This is a genomic window from Planktotalea sp., assembly GCF_965659345.1.
Taxonomy (GTDB): Bacteria; Pseudomonadota; Alphaproteobacteria; order Rhodobacterales; family Rhodobacteraceae; genus Planktotalea.
The window spans coordinates 60,598-80,415 of sequence record NZ_CBFHVK010000012.1 but is presented as its reverse complement, the minus strand read 5'-3'; the positions used below and the strand labels follow the sequence as shown (position 1 = coordinate 80,415).

22 protein-coding genes and 1 tRNA gene are annotated in these 19,818 nt (G+C 52.3%); 10 read left to right on the top strand and 13 right to left on the bottom strand.

The window, feature by feature from the left end; genetic code table 11:
* Positions 1-13 precede the first annotated feature (13 nt).
* The 9 genes from ACTG3Z_RS11455 to ACTG3Z_RS11415 form a co-directional block, all read right to left on the bottom strand.
* On the bottom strand, positions 14-205 hold the full coding sequence (locus ACTG3Z_RS11455) for a hypothetical protein (protein WP_375266244.1): 192 nt from the start codon (positions 203-205) through the stop codon (positions 14-16).
* A gap of 80 nt (positions 206-285) precedes the next feature.
* Positions 286-504 (bottom strand): ribbon-helix-helix domain-containing protein, encoded by a 219-nt coding sequence (locus ACTG3Z_RS11450; RefSeq protein WP_375266243.1) that lies wholly within the window; start codon positions 502-504, stop codon positions 286-288.
* Complete coding sequence (locus tag ACTG3Z_RS11445) at positions 501-668, bottom strand: hypothetical protein (RefSeq protein ID WP_439143198.1); 168 nt, start codon at positions 666-668, stop codon at positions 501-503. Before ACTG3Z_RS11445 ends, ACTG3Z_RS11450 begins: the two co-directional genes overlap by 4 nt.
* Positions 669-742: 74 nt before the next feature.
* Positions 743-922: a DUF4169 family protein gene (locus tag ACTG3Z_RS11440; protein WP_439143197.1), complete on the bottom strand. Its 180-nt coding sequence runs from the start codon at positions 920-922 to the stop codon at positions 743-745.
* Positions 922-2,313, bottom strand: coding sequence for a class II fumarate hydratase (gene fumC, locus ACTG3Z_RS11435; RefSeq protein ID WP_439143196.1), 1,392 nt, complete (start codon positions 2,311-2,313; stop codon positions 922-924). The genes ACTG3Z_RS11440 and fumC overlap by 1 nt, the downstream gene beginning before the upstream one ends.
* Before the next feature lie 106 nt (positions 2,314-2,419).
* Positions 2,420-2,914: an SspB family protein gene (locus ACTG3Z_RS11430; RefSeq protein ID WP_439143195.1), complete on the bottom strand. Its 495-nt coding sequence runs from the start codon at positions 2,912-2,914 to the stop codon at positions 2,420-2,422.
* A 63-nt stretch (positions 2,915-2,977) separates the two neighbouring features.
* Positions 2,978-3,931: an ROK family protein gene (locus ACTG3Z_RS11425; protein ID WP_439143194.1), complete on the bottom strand. Its 954-nt coding sequence runs from the start codon at positions 3,929-3,931 to the stop codon at positions 2,978-2,980.
* A gap of 23 nt (positions 3,932-3,954) precedes the next feature.
* Positions 3,955-5,286 (bottom strand): GH1 family beta-glucosidase, encoded by a 1,332-nt coding sequence (locus ACTG3Z_RS11420; protein WP_439143193.1) that lies wholly within the window; start codon positions 5,284-5,286, stop codon positions 3,955-3,957.
* Between the two features lie 3 nt (positions 5,287-5,289).
* On the bottom strand, positions 5,290-6,315 hold the full coding sequence (locus ACTG3Z_RS11415; protein ID WP_439143192.1) for a substrate-binding domain-containing protein: 1,026 nt from the start codon (positions 6,313-6,315) through the stop codon (positions 5,290-5,292).
* 256 nt (positions 6,316-6,571) lie between these two features.
* Between ACTG3Z_RS11415 and ACTG3Z_RS11410 the strand changes: the two genes are divergently transcribed.
* From ACTG3Z_RS11410 to ACTG3Z_RS11390, 5 genes are all read left to right on the top strand, one after another.
* On the top strand, positions 6,572-7,858 hold the full coding sequence (locus tag ACTG3Z_RS11410; protein ID WP_439143191.1) for an ABC transporter substrate-binding protein: 1,287 nt from the start codon (positions 6,572-6,574) through the stop codon (positions 7,856-7,858).
* 67 nt (positions 7,859-7,925) lie between these two features.
* Complete coding sequence (locus ACTG3Z_RS11405; protein ID WP_439143190.1) at positions 7,926-8,945, top strand: carbohydrate ABC transporter permease; 1,020 nt, start codon at positions 7,926-7,928, stop codon at positions 8,943-8,945.
* Positions 8,946-8,957: 12 nt separating this feature from the next.
* The gene (locus ACTG3Z_RS11400) at positions 8,958-10,106 is read left to right on the top strand and encodes a carbohydrate ABC transporter permease (RefSeq protein WP_439143189.1); all 1,149 of its coding nucleotides are present in this window, start codon (positions 8,958-8,960) and stop codon (positions 10,104-10,106) included.
* Positions 10,107-10,170: 64 nt separating this feature from the next.
* The gene (locus tag ACTG3Z_RS11395) at positions 10,171-11,823 is read left to right on the top strand and encodes an alpha-amylase family glycosyl hydrolase (protein WP_439143188.1); all 1,653 of its coding nucleotides are present in this window, start codon (positions 10,171-10,173) and stop codon (positions 11,821-11,823) included.
* Between the two features lie 26 nt (positions 11,824-11,849).
* Positions 11,850-12,938: an ABC transporter ATP-binding protein gene (locus ACTG3Z_RS11390; protein WP_375266231.1), complete on the top strand. Its 1,089-nt coding sequence runs from the start codon at positions 11,850-11,852 to the stop codon at positions 12,936-12,938.
* Between the two features lie 83 nt (positions 12,939-13,021).
* Here the strand turns inward: ACTG3Z_RS11390 and ACTG3Z_RS11385 are convergent, their stop codons facing one another.
* From ACTG3Z_RS11385 to ACTG3Z_RS11375, 3 genes are read right to left on the bottom strand one after another with little or no spacing between them, the layout of a single operon-like run.
* Positions 13,022-14,101 carry a methyltetrahydrofolate cobalamin methyltransferase gene (locus ACTG3Z_RS11385; RefSeq protein ID WP_439143187.1) on the bottom strand — a complete coding sequence of 360 codons (1,080 nt, stop codon included), beginning with the start codon at positions 14,099-14,101 and terminating at the stop codon, positions 13,022-13,024.
* A 12-nt stretch (positions 14,102-14,113) separates the two neighbouring features.
* Positions 14,114-15,043 (bottom strand): methylenetetrahydrofolate reductase, encoded by a 930-nt coding sequence (locus ACTG3Z_RS11380; protein WP_439143186.1) that lies wholly within the window; start codon positions 15,041-15,043, stop codon positions 14,114-14,116.
* 42 nt (positions 15,044-15,085) lie between these two features.
* Positions 15,086-15,382, bottom strand: coding sequence for a virulence factor (locus ACTG3Z_RS11375; RefSeq protein ID WP_439143185.1), 297 nt, complete (start codon positions 15,380-15,382; stop codon positions 15,086-15,088).
* 264 nt (positions 15,383-15,646) lie between these two features.
* Here ACTG3Z_RS11375 and ACTG3Z_RS11370 point away from each other — a divergent pair, with 264 nt between their 5' ends.
* The 3 genes from ACTG3Z_RS11370 (at position 15,647) to ACTG3Z_RS11360 (ending at position 17,969) form a co-directional block, all read left to right on the top strand.
* Complete coding sequence (locus ACTG3Z_RS11370) at positions 15,647-16,783, top strand: Ppx/GppA phosphatase family protein (RefSeq protein ID WP_439143184.1); 1,137 nt, start codon at positions 15,647-15,649, stop codon at positions 16,781-16,783.
* A 66-nt stretch (positions 16,784-16,849) separates the two neighbouring features.
* A complete protein-coding gene (locus tag ACTG3Z_RS11365; RefSeq protein ID WP_439143183.1) occupies positions 16,850-17,584 on the top strand; it encodes an RlmE family RNA methyltransferase in 735 nt (244 codons plus the stop codon).
* Positions 17,571-17,969 (top strand): WYL domain-containing protein, encoded by a 399-nt coding sequence (locus tag ACTG3Z_RS11360; protein WP_439143182.1) that lies wholly within the window; start codon positions 17,571-17,573, stop codon positions 17,967-17,969. Before ACTG3Z_RS11365 ends, ACTG3Z_RS11360 begins: the two co-directional genes overlap by 14 nt.
* A 12-nt stretch (positions 17,970-17,981) precedes the next feature.
* Here ACTG3Z_RS11360 and ACTG3Z_RS11355 read toward each other — a convergent pair.
* Positions 17,982-18,058: transfer RNA gene (locus tag ACTG3Z_RS11355), tRNA-Ile, on the bottom strand.
* Between the two features lie 108 nt (positions 18,059-18,166).
* Between ACTG3Z_RS11355 and purM the strand changes: the two genes are divergently transcribed.
* Positions 18,167-19,219 carry a phosphoribosylformylglycinamidine cyclo-ligase gene (gene purM / locus ACTG3Z_RS11350; RefSeq protein WP_439143181.1) on the top strand — a complete coding sequence of 351 codons (1,053 nt, stop codon included), beginning with the start codon at positions 18,167-18,169 and terminating at the stop codon, positions 19,217-19,219.
* A complete protein-coding gene (gene purN, locus ACTG3Z_RS11345; protein ID WP_439143180.1) occupies positions 19,216-19,788 on the top strand; it encodes a phosphoribosylglycinamide formyltransferase in 573 nt (190 codons plus the stop codon). Before purM ends, purN begins: the two co-directional genes overlap by 4 nt.
* The last annotated feature ends 30 nt before the right edge of the window (positions 19,789-19,818 follow it).

Here is a 19,818-nt window from a genome sequence, read left to right as displayed (position 1 = left end):
TGCAAAAAGACTTTTAGCGCAGCATTCGAATTGGATCTGTATTGCAGATAACGATGATCTGCCCACTGTTTTCGAGTGCGCGAAACCCACGTCGTTCAATTTCGTCTAGGAAGCGTTCGCGCCCCACGATACGCGCAACATCAGAAGATTTGCGTCGCACCACACCCCCATCCATAGCGGTTTTTGACGCAAATACGTTGCGCATCCAAAGTTTCGCAGAAAGAGGGGACGGTTTTAAATACATAAGACCGCAATATCAGCAACAGACTTAACAATGTCTAAAGGCTAGCTTGGTTTGCAATGATCCAAAACGTAGAGACGAATGGCTGAGGCCAACCCGCAATCGGTTCCGCGGATCGCATCGATCTCTGCCGCGAGATCATTGATAGCACGCCCTTTATCCTGCGCAATATCGCGAAACGCATCCCAAAATGCATCTTCCAAAGACACCGACGTGCGGTGGCCTTTTAGTGTAAGGGAACGTTTTTGAGGGCGCTGCATCATCTTTCTGGTAAGAATCCAAGTTGGTTGCCGTTTTCACGCGCGCTGTTATAGGCATTCAAAATCCGAGCGAGGGTGCCATCGTTGCGTTTGAGATAACGACGCGCTTGTCTGATCGCGATCAGCTCGGCGCGTGAAATTTCGTTGTATCTCTCGTTCTCGGACATTCTGACAGCTCGGACCTATTAGATTCGACACTTTATCACTTACAAATACGGCGATATTTTGATGACACTCTTAATTAGTCATCTTGGCGTTTCAAACCATCGAGCAAGCGGTTTTTCTGCTCTCGTTTGGCTTTCGCCAATTCCCGCTGCGCTTTACTCAACCCGTGAACAGCTGCGTTATTGTCTGCGCGGGCTTTTTCTTCAGCCCGCGCTTTTTGTTTTTTGAACCGGTTAAGATTGACCGGCTTACCCATTATTTTGGGCCGATCATGTCTTCTGGACGCACGACACGTTCAAATGTTTCAGCGTCGACAAAACCCATAGCGATCGCTTCTTCCTTCAGGGTCGTGCCATTCTTATGCGCTGTCTTGGCTACCTTTGTTGCGTTGTCATACCCGATTGTCGGAGCCAATGCGGTGACCAGCATCAAGCTTTCTTTCATCAATTTGTCGATACGTGGCTCGTTTGCTTTCGTGCCGTTGAGCATACGCTCGGTAAAGCTTGATGCGGCGTCGCCCAAAAGTTGCATGGATTGCAACAGGTTATAACTCATCATTGGGTTGTAAACATTCAGCTCGAAATGGCCTTGTGAACCTGCGAATTTGATCGCAGCATCATTACCCATCACATGAGCAGCAACCTGAGTGAGGGCTTCCGCCTGTGTCGGGTTTACTTTGCCTGGCATAATGGAGGAGCCTGGCTCATTTTCTGGCAAGATCAACTCACCAAGGCCAGAACGCGGACCAGAGCCCAAGAAACGCATGTCGTTGGCGATTTTGTAGCAGGCGCCGGCAACACTTGCGATCGCACCAGAGGTGAAGACCATTGCATCATGTGCAGCCAGCGCTTCAAACTTGTTGGGCGCCGTGACGAAGGGCAGGCCAGTGATATCGGCCATATGCGCTGCGACAGTTTCGCCCCAACCATGTTTTGTGTTCAACCCTGTGCCCACAGCGGTACCGCCTTGAGCAAGCTCGTAAATGCCTGGCATTGTGGCTTCAATACGCGCGATGCCTTGGCGGATTTGATGTGCATAGCCTGAGAACTCTTGTCCGAGCGTCAAAGGCGTTGCGTCTTGGGTGTGGGTCCGGCCGATCTTGATGATGTCTTTGAATTCTTCCGCCTTGGCATCCAAACCAGCAAGCAACTGCTGCAAACCGGGCAACAGCGTATCGCGCACCATCATTGCAGAGGCAATGTGCATTGCCGTGGGGAAAGTATCGTTGGACGATTGGCCCATATTGCAGTGATCATTTGGATGCACGGGGTCCTTGGAACCAATCACGCCGCCCAAGATCTCAATTGCGCGATTTGCAATGACTTCGTTGGAGTTCATGTTGGATTGCGTGCCAGATCCTGTTTGCCAAACGACCAGCGGGAAGTTGTCGTCAAACTTGCCCTCAATCACTTCACCAGCGGCTTCAATGATTGCATCTGCCAACTTAGGGTCCAAATCGCCCGAGGCCTTGTTGGCCATAGCGCAGGCTTTCTTGATCACGCCCAGCGCACGTACGATGGCGACAGGTTGTTTTTCCCAACCAATCGGAAAGTTCATCAAAGATCGCTGTGTTTGTGCGCCCCAGTATTTATCTGAAGGAACTTCAAGAGGGCCAAAACTGTCGGTTTCTGTGCGCGTGTTGGACATGGTCGTCTCCTGTGCGTGGATCAGGGGGAATTTTGGTATACAGTTGCATGCCGTTTAGGTCAAAACCAACCGCTTTTGCAATTGGAGAAACGTGAAAAGCGAAAGCTTATTTGCGAAATGCATCCAAAGACACAACGTCTGCGTCTTTCTTCGGCTTTTCTTCCGGCTCTGGCTTTTGAGCGGCAGGCTGTGCGTCGATGTGTGCTTCGTCGTCTACAGAATGTAGGCCAAGGTCGTCTTCATCGTCGTCTTCTGCTTCAAAACGTAATCCGAATTCTACTGAAGGGTCAACAAATGTGCGCAATGCATCAAACGGAATGTTGAGCGGTTCAGGCGCATCACCGAAATTCAACGTGATCGAGAAACCATCGTCCCGAATATCAAGATTGTCGAACCAATGCTGCACGACAACAGTCATTTCTGCAGGATAACGCTCACGCAACCAATCTGCGACCTCCACATCAGGATGAGTGGTGTCAAAGGTGATGAAAAAGTGGTGTTCACCAGGCAGGCCGTGATCTCTGACGTCCTCGAGCACGGTCTTTATCAAACCACGCATCGCGTTGTGCATGAGATGTCCGTAATCTATCGAATCTGACATGATCGCCCCCAAGGTTTACCTAGCGCGAAGCATAGGCACTTTTGTCGCAAACCAAAAGGGCTCTTAACGCACGTTAAGACGCTCTTGTGCATAAGAGGCTGCACCCACCAATGCCGCGTAGTCGTCTTCGACCACCGAAATCGGAAATTGGCCCATAAACCCAGAAAAACGACCTTTGTCAGCGAAGCAGCTGAGAAAGCCGTGCTTGTCCATGAACGGCAGCAGCGCACGCGCGACGCCACCAACCAAGTAGATGCCGCCAAGCGGTAAATGCGCAAGAGCCATGTCACCGCAAAAATGCCCAAGTGCCCGCACAAGCAGGCCAACAGCAGTGTCCGCGTCTTTGTCGCTCTGTCCGCAAAGCGCCATTACGTCAGATGCCGCCAAATCATGCCCTGTGACATGGCGGTAGGCACGTTCTAGCCCGCGGCCTGACATGATATCTTCCGCAGCGACATGCCCTAGACGACCCTCCAGATCTTTCTCAAAGGCGCCAAGCGCTGCGTCACGAGCGGAAAAACTGATATGACCTGCCTCTGCGGCAGGCACATACGTTTGCCCACCAACGCGGTGCACAGGTGCAACATTCAATCCAGTGCCAATGCCGATCATCAAGCACGTCGCTTCGTTTGAACTTGGATCGCCCGTTTGAACACCTTTCAGCGATTGAGGGGCCAAAAAGGGCAGCGCGCGTCCCTGAGCTTGTAGATCGTTCAGTAAAACCCCCATCGCACCATCGGTGGCGGCACTCGCGCTCGCGGTATCGATTGCCCAGTCCAAATTGGTTAAACGACCAGAGCCATTCTCGATAGGTCCGGCAAGCGCCAGACTGACTGCGTCAGGCTTTGCGCCCTGTGCATCCATATAGTGACGCAAGATGTCCTCAAGGCCGCTAGATTTCGCGTTTTGATACCGCGTCACGGTTTGCGCGCGCAGTGATGTTGCATCCAGCAAAGCGACACGTGTGTTCGTGCCGCCAATGTCTGCGGCAAGGATAAGGGGGGCATTTGTTGTCATAAGGTGCTCAATAAATAGTTGCGCTAGCGGCGCAAGGCGTCTTGTAGTGCATAGTAGGATGCTTTTGGCGTGCGTACCAGAGTATCAAAATCTACGTGTACGGCACCAAAGCGTTTTTCATAGCCCAGCGCCCATTCATAGTTATCCATCAGCGACCATAAGAAGTAGCCTTGAACGGGTGCGCCGTCCTGAATAGCACGCTGAACGGCGTGCAAATGTTGATCTACGTAGGAAATGCGTTCGGGGTCAGAAACAGCACCGTCCGTCAGAACATCCGCATTGGCGAGCCCGTTTTCTGTAACGATCAGTGGCAAGTCACCTGAATACATGTCCTTGATGCGTGTCAGGAAGTGATGCAGACCATCGGGGTAGATTTCCCAGCCCATCTGCGTTTTTGGCAAAGGTCCCTCGACTTCATCATGGGACGGCCAAGCAGCCCGATTCGGCGCAATACGTTTGCACGTGTAATAATTCAGACCAACCCAATCGATAGGGGCTTGGATGGTTTTGAAATCATCATGCCACCCATCTGGAAGATGTGGTTCGAATGCTTGCAGAACACGGGTAGGGTAAGTGCCTTTAAAAATGCCACTTAGAAAGAAGTGGTTATAATATTCATCATAAAGCGCCGCTGCTTCAATCGCTTCGGGGGTCTCATCCACAGGGTGCGCATATTCAAAGTTAAACACGCCACCAAGGTTGTTCATTCCCAATGCGCGCATCCGCTCTATCGCGGTGCCATGGGACAAGAGCACATGATGCATCGCACGCGCAGTGGCGCGAATGTCGCGCAAACCCGGCGCGTGATGCCCTAGAAAGTGAGACAGCCAGCCAACGCACCATGGCTCATTGATCGGCGCAACAGAGTGCATGCGATCACCAAGTTTGCCCATGACCACATCCGTGTAATCGCCAAACCACTGCGCGATATCGCCATTGCGCCATCCCCCTAAATCCGCAAGCGCAGAAGGGAGTTCCCAGTGATAAAGCGTGGCGCAAGGTTTCAAACCGCGCTCTAGCATAGCATCGGTCAACCGATCATAAAAATCGAGCCCCTCGGCATTTATCGCGCTACGCCCGTCGGGCATCACCCGCGCCCAAGAGATAGAGAAACGATAGGCATCAAGGCCAGCGGCGGCGATGAGATCTAGGTCTTCTTCAAAGCGATGATAATGATCGCATGCGAGCTGACCATGCTCTGCGCGCACGACATTGCCCGGTGTGGCCGCAAAATCATCCCAATGGGTGCGTCCGGCGCCGCCAAACCCGTGACCTTCGATCTGATAAGATGAGGTCGCAGAGCCAAATAAAAAGCCATCCGGAAAATCGGAGCGGCCAAGATTAAACTTCTTCATGTTTTAGTCCTTGTAGGGGCCAGTTGATTGGCCTGCTATCAGTTCCGCCTCGAGCAATTCTGTTTCAGGCGGGGCATTCGGGTTTTGAATCTGGCGCAACAGCATTTCTGCCAAGCGCACACCGGCGGTGCGCACTGAAGAGCGCGTCGCCGTGAAAATGGGGACATTCTGACCATTGGCGAGGTAGCTCAGGTCATCGTCAAACGTTACAACCGAAACGTCTTTGCCCATTGCAAGACCACGTTCTTCAATAGCGCGGCGAATGCCGAAAGCACAGATCATAGAGGCTGCAAGAAATGCAGATGGTGCCACGTCACGCGCAAGAAACTCTTTTGCAGTGTGATATCCGAAGTCTTCTGTCATTTCGTCTGAGCGCATCAGATCTGGATCAATGCCAATGCCGCGTTCTGTGAGTGCCGCCACATACCCCTCGCGGCGCCGAAAAGCGAAATCCATCGTTTCCAAACCATTAACCAAGGCAACCCGCGTGTGACCGAGGTCCATCAGAAAATTCGTTGCTCGGCGAAATGCTGATGTGTTGTTCACATCGAGCCATGAATAAGGTTGCTCTTCGTTAGACGCACGACCATGCACCACAAAAGGCATCTTCAGATCACGCAACAAAGCAATGCGAGGATCAGTCATCAAAGGGGCGTGCAACAAAACCCCGTCGACAGAACTGCGTGCGCTTAGATTGCTATATGCATTCATTTCCTCTTCAGCTGAAACCACAGACATGATGAGGTCGAACCCTTCGCGGGCATAGACTTCGCCAACACCAGCGATGAAGTCACCAAAAATCGGATTCACCATCTCATGACGTTGTCCAATCGGAATCACATGGCCGATTGCGCTTGCACGCCCCGTGGCTAGACCACGCGCACGTGCATTCGGGCTGTAGTTGTTTTCCCGTGCCATTTGCTGCACGCGCAGACGCGTGGCTTCTGACACTTCAGGATAGCCGTTCAGCGCACGACTCACCGTGGTCTGAGATAGGCCTAAAATTTCGGAGAGCTCTTTTAAATTCACCTATACTTCCTAACCTATCCGCAACTTAAGTACCCAAAGCGCTTTCAATTTCTCTTTGATAGACACGAAGAGGGCGCTTCGTCAAAGACCAAATTTATTATGATAGCTTTGGTCATGTTATACAAATCTTTGATAAGAACCTCAGGTTAAAGCTTGACACTTGTACTTTTTTCGCAATGCTACGGCTTATCAAAGCGCTTTGGGCGCATGGTGGAAAGTCCGGTTAATTTGCGGACGTTTGTTTGGGAGAACATTCATGAAGAAGTATTTGTTTGCAGGCGCTGGTGCGCTTGCTTTGACAGCTGGTTTGGCGTCTGCCGATGGGCACCTCGCTGGCGAGCAGATCACTGTGTTCGGTCCATGGCTTGGGCCTGACCAGGAGACGGTTGAAAAAGTACTGGCAGGTTTCGCTGAAAAGACAGGCGCTGATGTGCGCTACGTTGGTTCTGACAGCTTTGAGCAGCAGATCATGGTTGATGCCGAAGCGGGTTCTGCGCCCAACATCGCGGTGTTCCCGCAGCCGGGTCTTGCAGCTGATATGGCCGCACGCGGTTTCCTGACACCTTTGAAAGACGGCGTTGGCGACTGGGTTGTTGATAACTACGCCGCTGGTCAGTCTTGGGTTGATCTTGGCACATATGCAGGTGCCGATGGATCCGACAGCCTATACGGTTTCTTCTACAAAGTCGACGTGAAATCACTCGTTTGGTATTCACCTGAGAACTTCGAAGATGCGGGTTACGATATCCCGGCATCCATGGAAGAGCTGAAAGCACTCACAGACCAAATCGTTGCAGATGGTGGCACACCTTGGTGCATCGGTCTGGGTTCAGGTGGTGCAACAGGTTGGCCAGCGACGGATTGGGTTGAAGACCTGATGCTGCGCACACAATCCCCAGCTGACTATGATGCTTGGGTCTCCAACGAAATGAAGTTCGACGACCCTAAAGTCGTTGCGGCAATCGAAGAATTCGGCGCGTTCGCACGCAATGATGCCTATGTTGCTGGTGGTGCAGGCGCGGTTGCGTCCACTGACTTCCGTGACAGCCCGAAAGGTCTCTTCTCGAGCCCACCACAATGCTACATGCACCGTCAGGCGAGCTTCATTCCAGCATTCTTCCCTGAGGGTACAGAAGTTGGCGCAGACGCAGACTTCTTCTACTTCCCAGCCTATGCAGGCAAGGACCTTGGCGCACCTGTTCTGGGCGCGGGTACAGTTTGGGGCATCACCAACGAGAGCGAAGGCGCACACGCGTTGATAGAGTATCTCCAGACACCAGAAGCGCATGAGACGTGGATGGCGATGGGTGGTTTCTTGACACCACACAAAGGCGTAGACAGCTCCAAGTTCTCTGATGCAGCAACTGCAAAGATGAACGACATCTTGCTGAACGCAACAACGTTCCGCTTTGACGGGTCTGACCTGATGCCAGGCGGCGTAGGTGCAGGATCTTTCTGGACAGGCATGGTTGACTACGCAGGCGGCAAAGACGCTGGCGAAGTTGCAACCGCGATCCAGCAGTCTTGGGACGCTTTGAAGTAAGCGTTAAATATCAAAAGCCTGTCCGCGATCAGCGGGCAGGTTCTTGTTTTCGGGGGAGGACGACATAATGCATCCAGCACTTCTTGGTCTTGTGACAATCATTATGGGTGTCGGCGGTTGCGTCGGTTACTTTTGGCTCTCCAACTACGTATTAGATACCTTTATTTACCCGCCACGCGGCAAGAATGCAGGGCGCAACATAAACCGCGCCAATATCATTCGCCCATGGCTTTTCTTATTTCCTGCGCTCGCTGCGCTTAGCATTTATCTTGCATACCCTGTACTTGAGACGATCCGCTTGTCTTTGACAGAGCGCGTGACGCAACCCGATGGCTCTACAGTGTATGACTTTGTGGGCCTCGCGAATTACTCACAGGTGATGGCGGAACCCAAGTTCTGGGAAGCCCTTGGCAACAACATGCTATGGCTTATCGTTGTGCCTGCAATGTCCACGGCCTTCGGCCTGCTTGCCGCGCAACTGACTGACCGAATTGGTTGGGGCAGCATCGCGAAATCGCTTATCTTCATGCCAATGGCTATTTCGTTTGTTGGCGCCGCTGTGATCTGGAAGCTCGTCTATGACGCGCGTCCACCAGGTGCTGAACAGATTGGTGTGCTGAACGCGATTTACGTCTATTTTTCAGGCAATGACCCACAGCAATGGCTGACAATCCCGATTTGGAACAGCTTCTTGTTGATGATCGTTCTGGTCTGGATCCAAACAGGCTTTGCGATGGTGATCCTGTCCGCTGCTTTGCGCGGTATCCCAGAGGAAACCATCGAAGCGGCGATTGTGGATGGTGCAAACCCTTTCCAGATCTTCTTCAAAATCAAGATCCCGCAGATCAAAGGGACGATTGTGGTGGTCTGGACAACGATCACGCTCACCGTGCTTAAGGTCTTTGATATCGTATTCGCCATGACAAACGGTCAGTGGCAAACCCAAGTTTTGGCAAATTACATGTTCGACAAACTGTTCCGGTCGAACGATTGGGGCGTCGGGTCTGCAGCGGCCATCGTTATTATGATCTTGGTCATGCCGATCTTGATCTGGAACGTGCGCAATGTGCGCCAAGAAATGCGATAGGAGGACCAGAAGATGGATAACATTGCAGGTAGCAAATCATCCCTTACGTGGCTGGTACATATTTCCGTTCTCGCGTTGGTGTTGTTGTGGCTCTTTCCGACTGTCGGTTTGTTTGTGTCGTCATTTCGCACCACAGATCAGATCGCGAGCTCTGCTTGGTGGAAATCACTTTTCCCGACAGAGCAAAGCGTAACACTGCGTACCGCGGCGCCTGACGCAATGGTCCAAGAGGGCAATCTTTTCGTCGTCCAAGGCCAGCTTTTCGAAGAGGGCGTTGAGGCAGAGATCAGTGTTTGGGGCGTTTCTTCGCGCGCAATTGATACAAACGTTCCGGGCGATACTGTTGAGCTTCGCAATGGCGCAAAGGTGACGGTAGAAATTGACGGTGCTTACCGCCTTGAGAGCGCAGAAGCGCTGACAGGGGCGCGCGGCTCACGTATCTTCGTCACGGCCGAAACACCGCCGAAGTTCACGTTCGACAATTACCGGCTCATGCTTTTTGATGAAAACAACCTTGAGGGCATGGCAAAGGCCTTTTTCAACACGCTCACAGTCACCATACCGGCAACAATTATTCCCATCGTGATTGCGGCGTTTGCAGCTTACGCCTTGGCTTGGATGGAATTTCCTGCACGCGCGATCCTAGTCGCCTTCGTTGTTGGATTGTTGGTTGTACCGCTGCAATTGGCGCTTATTCCGCTTCTCAAGTTGCATTTGGGAATTGGCATCGGCAAAGGCTATTTAGGGACATGGTTGGCCCATACGGGCTTTGGCTTACCGCTTGCCATATATTTGCTGCGAAATTACATGGTTTCCTTGCCGCGCGACATTATTGAGAATGCGCGTGTTGACGGGGCTACCGAGTTTCAGATCTTTACCAAGATCATCCTGCCTCTGAGCTTCCCTGCATTGGCCAGTTTCGCGATCTTTCAGTTCTTGTGGACTTGGAATGATCTGCTCGTCGCCAAAGTGTTCCTAATTGATGCAACGGGGCAGACCACCGTGATGACCAACCAAATTGTCGAATTGCTTGGCACACGTGGCGGTAATTGGGAAATTCTGGCAACAGCGGCGTTCGTGTCGATTGCTGTGCCGCTGGCGATGTTCTTTGCGATGCAAAAGTATCTTGTACGTGGCTTGCTCGCCGGTTCTGTAAAATAAACGCCGCGCGCCAAAATGGTGCCGGCTCCTGTCTATACCTACTCTTACTCAACGAGACCAAAATATGAATGCAATGACATCCACTCCCGCGTCAACTTTGCTAGATGTCGATAAAGACTGGTGGCGTGGTGCGGTTATCTACCAGGTTTACCCTCGCAGTTTTCAAGACAGCACAGGGGATGGCGTCGGTGACCTACGTGGCATCACGCAGCGGTTGCCGCATATCGCCTCGCTTGGTGTGGATGCGGTTTGGATTTCACCCTTCTTTACGTCACCCATGAAGGACTTTGGCTATGACGTCTCGAACTATTGCGATGTTGACCCAATGTTCGGCACGCTTGCAGACTTCGACGCATTGGTCAGCCGCGCTCATGAGCTCGGCGTACGGGTGATGATCGACCTCGTGTTGAGCCACACATCGGATCAACACCCTTGGTTTGTTGAGAGCCGTGCAAGCACCGACAATGCTAAGTCGGATTGGTACGTCTGGTCAGAGCCAAATCCGGACGGCACGCCACCCAACAACTGGTTGTCGATTTTTGGTGGCTCTGCGTGGCAGTGGGATGCACGACGCGAGCAGTATTTCTTGCACAATTTCCTATCCTCCCAGCCAGATCTGAACTTTCACAATATGGATGTGCAAGACGCACTTCTTGATGTTGCGCGTTTCTGGCTTGAACGGGGCGTCGATGGGTTCCGTCTTGATACGATCAACTTCTATGTGCATGACAAGCAACTGCGCTCAAACCCGCCGCTTGAAAAGCACTTGCGAAACTCGACAATTGCCCCCTCGGTGAATCCCTATAATCACCAGAACCATAAATACGACAAAAACCAGCCAGAGAACCTCGCGTTTCTGCGCCGTTTGCGTGCCGTGATGGAGCCTTTCAATGCCGCTGCCGTTGGTGAGGTGGGAGACGCGCAATTTGGTCTTGAGCTTTTGGGGGAATACACTGCTGGTGATGACCTTATGCAGATGTGCTACGCATTTGAATTTCTCGCGAATGATCGACCTACAGCAAGCCTTGTGCGTGATGTTTTGACACGTCTTGATGAAACAGCGCCAGATGGTTGGGCCACATGGGCGTTTTCAAACCATGATGTTAAGCGCCATGTCACGCGCTGGGATATGGGCGATGCGAGCTTGCGTTTGATGACGACGCTTATGATGTGCATGCGCGGCTCTGCCTGTATCTATCAAGGCGAGGAACTTGGTCTAGGCGAAGCTGATGTTGCGTTCGAAGATCTCCAAGATCCCTATGGCATTGAGTTCTGGCCAGAGTTTAAAGGCCGCGATGGCTGCCGCACACCAATGGTTTGGTCAAAATCCAACGACACAGGCGGTTTTAGCGACAGCAAACCTTGGCTTCCCGTGTCTAGCAATCACCTACCGCTAAGCGTTGCCCAACAGGAAGATGACGACACCGCATTGCTGCACCACTATCGCCGCGCCATTAAATTGCGCGCAGATCATCCCGTTTTCGCAAAAGGCGATATGACAAATCTCACGGCGACGGGCGATGTGCTGAGCTTTGAGCGCTCATTTGACGGCGAAAACGTGCTTTGCATCTTCAATATGTCCAATGATGAAAACAACGCCACGCTTCCAGCGGGCGAGTGGACCTCTATCGCAAAAGACGTTGGCGGCATTGAGCCAGCCTCCGCCACCTTTATACTCGACCCTTGGACAGCCGCAATTTTGCGTAAAGTCTCTTAGATAAGATATTTCCGAAAGGACAGCACATGGCCGACCTGAAACTTACAGATGTTGCTAAAACTTATGGCGGTTCAGTTGATGTACTTAAGAACATCAATCTCGACATCAAAACCGGCGAACTGATTGTTTTCGTTGGCCCATCTGGATGTGGTAAATCAACGCTTTTGCGGATGATTGCCGGACTGGAAAAGATCACAGGCGGCACATTGGAAATCGAAGGGCAGGTGGTGAATAATGTTCCGCCCAGCCAACGTGGTATCGCGATGGTGTTCCAAAGCTACGCCCTTTATCCGCATATGACTGTGCGCGAAAATATGGCTTTTGCGCTGAAACTGGCCAAGAAAACACCAGCTGAGATTGACAAGGCGATCACGGCAGCCGCTGATAAGTTGCAACTGACAGAGTATCTGGATCGCTTGCCTAAAGCTTTGTCAGGTGGTCAGCGTCAGCGCGTTGCGATTGGTCGCTCGATTGTGCGTGATCCCAAGGTGTATCTCTTTGATGAGCCGCTTTCTAACCTAGATGCTGCTTTGCGTGTTGCAACGCGGATCGAGATTGCGCAGCTCAAAGAGCAGATGCCAGACAGCACAATGATCTATGTAACCCATGATCAGGTCGAAGCGATGACGCTTGCAACACGGATTGTGGTTTTGGCGAACAAAGGCATTGCTCAAGTTGGCACGCCTTTAGAGCTATACGAGCGGCCAGAGAACGAGTTTGTCGCGCAATTTATCGGATCACCCGCGATGAATTTGCTGCCGGGAAAGATTGTTGAGACAGGTAGCGTCACGAAAGTTGAGCTGGACGGCGGCGGCGTTGCTTTGTCGAACGCGCCAAGTGTTGCGGCTGATATGGGCGCTCAGGTCAACATTGGTGTGCGTCCTGAAGATCTGACAGAAGCAAGTGGCGACTTCATCTATCAAGGAAAAGTTGATTTTGTTGAGGCGCTTGGTGAGGTGACACTGCTTTATTTTGAAAGCGAAGGCATAGAGAATGCTGTCCTTGGCAAACTGCCGGGGACGCATAAAGATCTACGCGGCAAGACTATTGCTTTGAGTGCTGTGCCAGAAAAAGTTCAAATCTTTAAGAACGGTATCTCACTGCACTACAGGTGACATTTAACCAATTTGATGGCTCACAAAAAAAAGGGTGCCGCCATTCATTGGCGACACCCTTTTTTCATCATTGTTTTAACATGTTATGCGCGACGGCGTCCACCTGTGCGACCCGCACGGCCACGCCCTTCTTGCCCTGCTTTAGGCGCGATTTTGTTGGCTTTGATCCACTCGCCACCACCTTCATCGTTGTTGGTGAGGAAGTTCGCGGCACGAATGGCTTCCATTTCCTTGCCAGAACGTGGCTTAGTCGAACCGATCCCAAACATCTGACAAAACGCTTCATCATCCATGCCTTCGGGCAAATCGATACCAGCGGCTTCAACCTCTGCGCGTTTTTCAGCGATTTTCTTAGGGCCGGTCGCCAGTGCAACAGGGTTCATAATTGCTGACGTCATGCCCGCCGCCATTGCCATTGGCAAAAACGCATTGTTGATGCCATGACGGTTCGGCAGGCCAAAGGAAATGTTGGACGCACCGCAGGTCGTGTTCACACCCAATTCTTCGCGCAAACGACGCACCAGCGTAAAGACCTGCAAGCCCGCAGTCCCCATCGCACCGATCGGCATCACGAGCGGATCAACGACAATATCATGCGCTGGGATGCCAAAATCAGCTGCCCGTTCAACGATCTTCTTGGCAACCGCGAAACGCACATCAGGGTCTTCGGAAATGCCTGTGTCATCGTTAGAAATCGCGACAACGGGGACGTTGTATTTTTTCACCAAAGGCAAAACCATCTCCAGGCGTTCTTCTTCGCCCGTCACGGAGTTCAACAATGGACGCCCTTCAGCCGCAGCCAAACCTTGCTCCAACGCACCAGGGACGGAGCTGTCGATGCACAGCGGGCAATCGGTGACCTTTTGCACGACTTCGATCAACTGACGCATCAACGTCGGCTCAACAAAGTTGTTGTCCGCATAGCGCGGGTCTTCGGCCATTTTGCCTGAAAACACAGCGCCCGAGTTGATGTCGAGGATGTTCGCACCTGCCGCAACCTGCGCAATCGCATCTGCTTCAACGCGGGAGAAATCGCCGCGCTCTAGCTCTTCGTTCAGGATCTTGCGTCCCGTGGGGTTGATCCGCTCGCCAATAACGCAGAACGGCTGATCAAAGCCCATGATGGCCGTTTTCGTTTTAGACTCAATTACAGTGCGCGTCATGTATTTCGATCCTTAGGAAGCGTTTGCGGGACGGGCCGAGGCACCGCCATTGTCGATGGCCCAGTTGGCATTGGTTTTGATGCCGCCAAGTGGGAAGAAGTGTACTTTTTCGATGTTAAAGTCAGGGTTTGCAGCTTTATGCGCGGCAAGCTCGGCCAAAACTTCGGTGGGCTCGTATGGCAACAAGAGCTTGGTCACATCCATCGCGCGCTTTTGAAGAACCTTCAAAGACGGTCCAACACCGCAGGCGATAGCGAATTTGATCAACGTTTGAAGCTTTGCCGGACCCGCGATACCGATGTGGATCGGAATATCGATGCCCGCAGCTTTTATCGCGTCAGCCCATTCGATGATTGGGCCTGCTTCAAAAGCAAACTGTGTTGCAAGCGCCATATCTGCATCAGTGCGCTCGTTGAACGACTGCTTCCAGCGCAAGGCGTCCATGACGTTCGTATCAGAACCACTGGGATCAATGTCTTTATTGCCCTCAGGGTGACCGGCGACATGCAAACGTTTGAAACCTGCTTTATCAAAAAGACCGGTTTCCATCAGCTGCATGGAGCTGTGAAAATCACCATGGGGCGTTGCGACGCCGCCTGCAAGCAACAGCGCTTGGTCTACATCTGCTTCGCCTTGATAGCGAGCGATCCAATCCGCCAAAACCGCTTCATCCTTGATAATGCGGGCTGGGAAATGCGGCATGACATCATAGCCTTCGCGCTTGATACGTGCGGCGGTGGCAACCATGTCTTCAATCGGCGTGCCTTCGATGTGAGCGATGTAGACGCGTGTGCCTGTCGGCAAAAGCGCGCTAAAGTCTTCTACTTTTTCAGCGGTGCGTGGCATCACTTCGATGGAGTAGCCTTGCAAAAACGCTTCTACTTCTGCGCTATTGCTTAAATCCGCTGGCGCGGCTTTCTTTTTGAAATTCAACAAGGCCATGATTTTGTCTCCCAAACCCATCAAATCATTGATTGAACGCGCTTACGCCCAACCATCCTTTGCGATCAGCGCTTTCAAACGCTCATTGTCATACTCAGCCTCAATGCGCAGTGCTTCGGCTTCCACAATTGCGTCAGGCTCGCCGTCCATAGGGTAGGGATCGGCTTTGCGCCATTCCGCCAGATATGCGTCCGCGTCTTTCGCGTTCACTTTCATAGCGGCGCGATCAATCGCTTGTTCAAACCGCTCTTCGAGCTGGCGTTTAGAGCCACGACGCCCTTTGCCCACAATCACCTGAGCAGGGATATCACGCCAATAGACCACTGTTACATCTGGCATCGCTGATTCCTTATGGAGCTTTGCATTCTTAATCCCTCGTACTGCACCGAGCGCCGCGCGCAGGGTTTGTAATCGACAAAACGACGCACCGCAGCGACGCTTCGTGATCTCGTGAACCTAGCTGCGACGCAGCATCGCTCGCAAGAGCCACAGCCGCTCAAAATATTCATGGAGTTTATGAAAGCGAAGTGATGCACATGCCTCTTGCGAGGAATGAAAAGCGCGCGTAGGCTGAGGACAACACGATACATCGGAGGGCGTATAATGACGCCCAAGCGTCCCAAAGGTGCGGGCGCACTCCCGAAGAATGGCCCATTCGATGGCCCCAAGACGGTAGAGAGCCCTGCGCCGAAACCGCCTAAGTCTGACGCGCTTTACGCTGCGCTGGATTTGGGTACCAATAGTTGTCGCATGTTGATTGCCCAACCTAGGGGCAGTCAGTTTCATGTGATTGATAGCTTTTCAAAGTCTGTGCAATTGGGTGCAGGTTTAGAAAGCACAGGAAAGCTAAGTCGCGCGTCTATGGCACGCACGATCCAAGCATTGCGGATCTGTCAGCAAAAACTAAAGCGGCACAAGGTGAAGCGTATGCGGCTGGTGGCGACAGAAGCCTGTCGTCGTGCGGGCAATGGTGCTGGATTTATGCGCCAAATCACGCGTGAGACCGGACTAACGCTTGATATCATCAAACCCGAAGAAGAGGCACGACTGGCCGTTATTTCATGTGCCCCGTTGGTCTCAAAAGAGACTGAACAGCTTTTGGTTGTCGACATTGGCGGTGGCTCGACTGAGCTCGTTTGGATAGATCTAAGCGCAGTTCCAGCACCAGAGCGCCCTAAAGCAATCATGCGATTACATGCCGGGTTTCATGAGGTAAGCCACAAACATGTTGCTGCAAAAGTCATTGACTGGATTTCAGTCCCATTAGGCGTTGCTACGCTGCGTGATCACTTTGACGATGTCGAAGACGACGCCGCACGCTTTGCGCTGATGAGCTGGTATTTCGAAGAACACCTAGCTGAGTTTGCTCCATATAAAGACGAGCAAACGAAGAAGGGTTTTCAGATCGTGGGAACATCAGGCACTGTCACAACGGTCGCAGCATCGCATCTTGGGCTGAAACGCTATGACCGCAACAAGGTGGATGGGCTGCGGATGAGCTCGGATGAAATTGATAAAGTGATCCGAATGTATCTCAAACTGGGCCCGACAGGTCGGCGCCGTGACCCAAGGATCGGGCAAGACCGCCAAGCTTTGATCATGTCAGGGGCAGCAATCTTGCAAGCATTGTTGCGATGCTGGCCAACCGATCAACTGTCTGTCGCAGACCGCGGCCTGCGCGAAGGATTGCTCTATGCGCAAATGAGTGCGGATGGTGTTTTGGAGGACGGCGTGTATTAAGGGGGCGCGATTTTTCTGGCAAAAATCGAATCCCGCCGAAGTCAGGCGTTTGAAAGAGTAAAGATCATGGCGAAGACCCCAACGGGCAAAAACAATTCCGGACGCGGGCAGCGGGACTTAACCGTTAAGGTGAAAAGCGCGCGTGGGCGGCGCATGTCGTCGACGCTTTGGCTGCAACGCCAACTCAACGACCCGTATGTCAAACGTGCCAAGGCCGAAGGCTATCGCGGACGTGCCGCATTCAAGATCATGGAACTGGATGATAAATACCGTTTTCTCGTGCCTGGTGCGCGCGTGGTCGACCTTGGCTGTGCCCCGGGGGGCTGGTGTCAGGTGGCTGTGCCACGCATCAACGCGCTGGGGGATCGCAGCGGCAAAGCTGTTGGCACCCTTTTGGGCATAGACATCCAAGAGGTCGAGACGATGGCAGGCGCAGAATTCCACTTGCTTGATTTTCTCGACGAAGGTGCTGACGATAAAGTGAAAGAGTGGCTAGGTGGCGAAGCTGATGTTGTCATGTCCGACATGGCGGCATCTTCCTCTGGGCACAAGCAAACAGACCATTTGCGCATCATGCATCTGTGCGAAACTGCAGCTTATTTTGCTTTCGACGTTTTGGCAGAAGGCGGCACCTTTGTCGCCAAAGTCCTTGCGGGCGGAGCTGAGGGCGATCTGCAAAAATTGCTAAAGCAGAACTTCACAAAAGTTGCTCACATGAAGCCGCCAAGCTCACGCTCGGATAGTTCTGAGAAATTTGTGGTGGCGACTGGATTTAAGGGGCGTGGGCATGCTGAAGGCTAAAGTAGTTTTCTTTTTAGCGCTTATTCCAGCAACGGCGCAGGCCCAAAGCAAATTCGAAAAAGAGTTGTGCGAAGCAGCAACAACCAGTCGAACCATAGAAATGGTTTATGACAAAGACGTCTCTAAAGGGTGCAAACCACGTTTGATTGACGTGCATCAGGTGGCGATTGGCAACAATGGCAGTCTTTACATGCATGGATGGCAATTTCGCGGCTGCACCAAAGGGCGTGATTTTGAAGCAAAGCGTATTTTCAAATTCGAGAAGATCAAATCGGTGAAATTGATTGACGGTAAATTCGGTGAGACGTCTCAGCTTGCAAAAGATGCTGGCTGGGATGGCTGCATCGGATCCAATTGTTTTATCAAAGAGAATATCTGCGAATAACAATTGAAGAACTGGTAGGCCCGGCAGGACTTGAACCTGCAACCAACGCGTTATGAGCACGCTGCTCTAACCAATTGAGCTACAGGCCCTACCTTGACCTTTGATTAGCATAAGGCACGGGCGCGTCAAGCATGCAGATTGCAACGCAGCACACTATAATGTAGGCGATGCGCAACGCGAACACCTCGGAGACTTCCATGAGCGAGACACACGGCAAAAACGGTATCACATATGCAGACGCAGGCGTTGATATCGACGCGGGTAACGCGCTTGTGGAACGGATCAAACCGGCTGCGAAGCGCACCAATCGTCCTGGCGTTATGTCGGGTCTTGGTGGGTTTGGCGCGCTTTTTGATCTTAAAGGGGCAGGGTATAGTGACCCTATTTTGGTTGGTGCAACGGATGGTGTCGGCACCAAGCTACGCATTGCCATCGATACGGGCAATGTAGACGGCGTTGGTATTGATCTTGTGGCGATGTGCGTCAATGATTTGGTATGCCAAGGGGCGGAGCCGTTGTTTTTCTTGGATTATTTTGCGACGGGGCATCTTGAAACAGACACCGCCGCGCGGATCATTGAAGGCATCGCAGAGGGTTGTGTGCGCTCTAACTGCGCGCTGATCGGTGGTGAGACTGCAGAAATGCCGGGCATGTATCCTGATGGAGACTTCGATCTTGCAGGTTTCTCTGTCGGCGCGATGGAACGTGGGGCGGAATTGCCAGCAGACGTTCAAGTCGGGGACGTTTTGCTCGGGCTGGCGTCTGACGGTGTGCATTCCAATGGGTATTCGCTTGTGCGCAAACTGGTGGACATATCTGGTTTGGGCTGGGACGCAGAGTGTCCTTTCGCAGACGGCACTTTGGGGGAAGCACTGCTTACACCGACAAGGCTTTATGTGACGCAGGCTTTGGCTGCTGTACGTGCCGGCGGTGTTCATGCATTGGCTCATATAACAGGTGGTGGTTTGACCGAGAATATTCCACGCGTTCTCGCAGAGGGGCATGGCATAGCGATTGACCTGGATTCATGGGATTTACCACCTGTTTTCAAATGGATGGCCACAACCGGCAATATCGCAGAAGCGGAAATGCTGAAGACCTTTAACTGTGGCATCGGCATGGTGCTCAGCGTTGACGCAACGCGCGCTGATGCGCTTGTTGAGCTGCTTGAGACTGAGGGCGAGACGGTCACACGCCTTGGTCACGTCACCGACACAGGCGAGGTACGCTATACAGGATCGCTGCTTTGAAGCCACGCGTTGCGGTTCTGATTTCTGGTGGTGGATCTAATATGGTGAAGCTGCTGGAAAGCATGGATGGCGATCATCCAGCGGAACCGGTTCTTGTGTTGGCCAACTCTGCGGGTGCAGGTGGGCTTGCCAAAGCGCGAGCTCTTGGGGTCCAGAGTGATTTTGTGGATCACAAGCCATACGGTAAAGACCGCGAAGCGTTTGAGGATGCATTGATAGCAAAACTCGACGCTGTTCAGGCCGATGTTATCTGCCTTGCTGGGTTTATGCGTGTTCTTACATCGCATTTCATTGATCGCTACGATGGTCGCATGCTCAATATTCATCCCTCATTGCTCCCTAAATACAAAGGCTTGCACACACACGCCCGCGCGATCGAAGCAGGTGACAATGAAGCGGGTTGCACTGTGCACGAGGTGACGGCAAAGCTTGATGATGGTCCGATCCTAGCTCAAGCACGGGTTCCGATCCTTGAGACTGACTCGCCAGAAACCCTTGCCGCGCGCGTTTTGATTGAAGAACATCGCATTTATCCGCAAGCTTTACGGCAATTCATCCATAAATTGTAAGAGTTGCGTAAACGGCACCTTTGAGCCCCT

What these genes read in the sequence shown, in the direction of transcription:
- ACTG3Z_RS11455 (WP_375266244.1), bottom strand. Translation starts at nt 205, where the DNA reads ATGCGCAACGTATTTGCGTCAAAAACCGCTATGGATGGGGGTGTGGTG.
- ACTG3Z_RS11450 (WP_375266243.1), bottom strand. Translation starts at nt 504, where the DNA reads ATGATGCAGCGCCCTCAAAAACGTTCCCTTACACTAAAAGGCCACCGC.
- ACTG3Z_RS11445 (WP_439143198.1), bottom strand. Translation starts at nt 668, where the DNA reads ATGTCCGAGAACGAGAGATACAACGAAATTTCACGCGCCGAGCTGATC.
- ACTG3Z_RS11440 (WP_439143197.1), bottom strand. Translation starts at nt 922, where the DNA reads ATGGGTAAGCCGGTCAATCTTAACCGGTTCAAAAAACAAAAAGCGCGG.
- fumC (WP_439143196.1), bottom strand. Translation starts at nt 2,313, where the DNA reads ATGTCCAACACGCGCACAGAAACCGACAGTTTTGGCCCTCTTGAAGTT.
- ACTG3Z_RS11430 (WP_439143195.1), bottom strand. Translation starts at nt 2,914, where the DNA reads ATGTCAGATTCGATAGATTACGGACATCTCATGCACAACGCGATGCGT.
- ACTG3Z_RS11425 (WP_439143194.1), bottom strand. Translation starts at nt 3,931, where the DNA reads ATGACAACAAATGCCCCCCTTATCCTTGCCGCAGACATTGGCGGCACG.
- ACTG3Z_RS11420 (WP_439143193.1), bottom strand. Translation starts at nt 5,286, where the DNA reads ATGAAGAAGTTTAATCTTGGCCGCTCCGATTTTCCGGATGGCTTTTTA.
- ACTG3Z_RS11410 (WP_439143191.1), top strand. Translation starts at nt 6,572, where the DNA reads ATGAAGAAGTATTTGTTTGCAGGCGCTGGTGCGCTTGCTTTGACAGCT.
- ACTG3Z_RS11405 (WP_439143190.1), top strand. Translation starts at nt 7,926, where the DNA reads ATGCATCCAGCACTTCTTGGTCTTGTGACAATCATTATGGGTGTCGGC.
- ACTG3Z_RS11400 (WP_439143189.1), top strand. Translation starts at nt 8,958, where the DNA reads ATGGATAACATTGCAGGTAGCAAATCATCCCTTACGTGGCTGGTACAT.
- ACTG3Z_RS11395 (WP_439143188.1), top strand. Translation starts at nt 10,171, where the DNA reads ATGAATGCAATGACATCCACTCCCGCGTCAACTTTGCTAGATGTCGAT.
- ACTG3Z_RS11390 (WP_375266231.1), top strand. Translation starts at nt 11,850, where the DNA reads ATGGCCGACCTGAAACTTACAGATGTTGCTAAAACTTATGGCGGTTCA.
- ACTG3Z_RS11385 (WP_439143187.1), bottom strand. Translation starts at nt 14,101, where the DNA reads ATGACGCGCACTGTAATTGAGTCTAAAACGAAAACGGCCATCATGGGC.
- ACTG3Z_RS11380 (WP_439143186.1), bottom strand. Translation starts at nt 15,043, where the DNA reads ATGGCCTTGTTGAATTTCAAAAAGAAAGCCGCGCCAGCGGATTTAAGC.
- ACTG3Z_RS11375 (WP_439143185.1), bottom strand. Translation starts at nt 15,382, where the DNA reads ATGCCAGATGTAACAGTGGTCTATTGGCGTGATATCCCTGCTCAGGTG.
- ACTG3Z_RS11370 (WP_439143184.1), top strand. Translation starts at nt 15,647, where the DNA reads ATGACGCCCAAGCGTCCCAAAGGTGCGGGCGCACTCCCGAAGAATGGC.
- ACTG3Z_RS11365 (WP_439143183.1), top strand. Translation starts at nt 16,850, where the DNA reads ATGGCGAAGACCCCAACGGGCAAAAACAATTCCGGACGCGGGCAGCGG.
- ACTG3Z_RS11360 (WP_439143182.1), top strand. Translation starts at nt 17,571, where the DNA reads ATGCTGAAGGCTAAAGTAGTTTTCTTTTTAGCGCTTATTCCAGCAACG.
- purM (WP_439143181.1), top strand. Translation starts at nt 18,167, where the DNA reads ATGAGCGAGACACACGGCAAAAACGGTATCACATATGCAGACGCAGGC.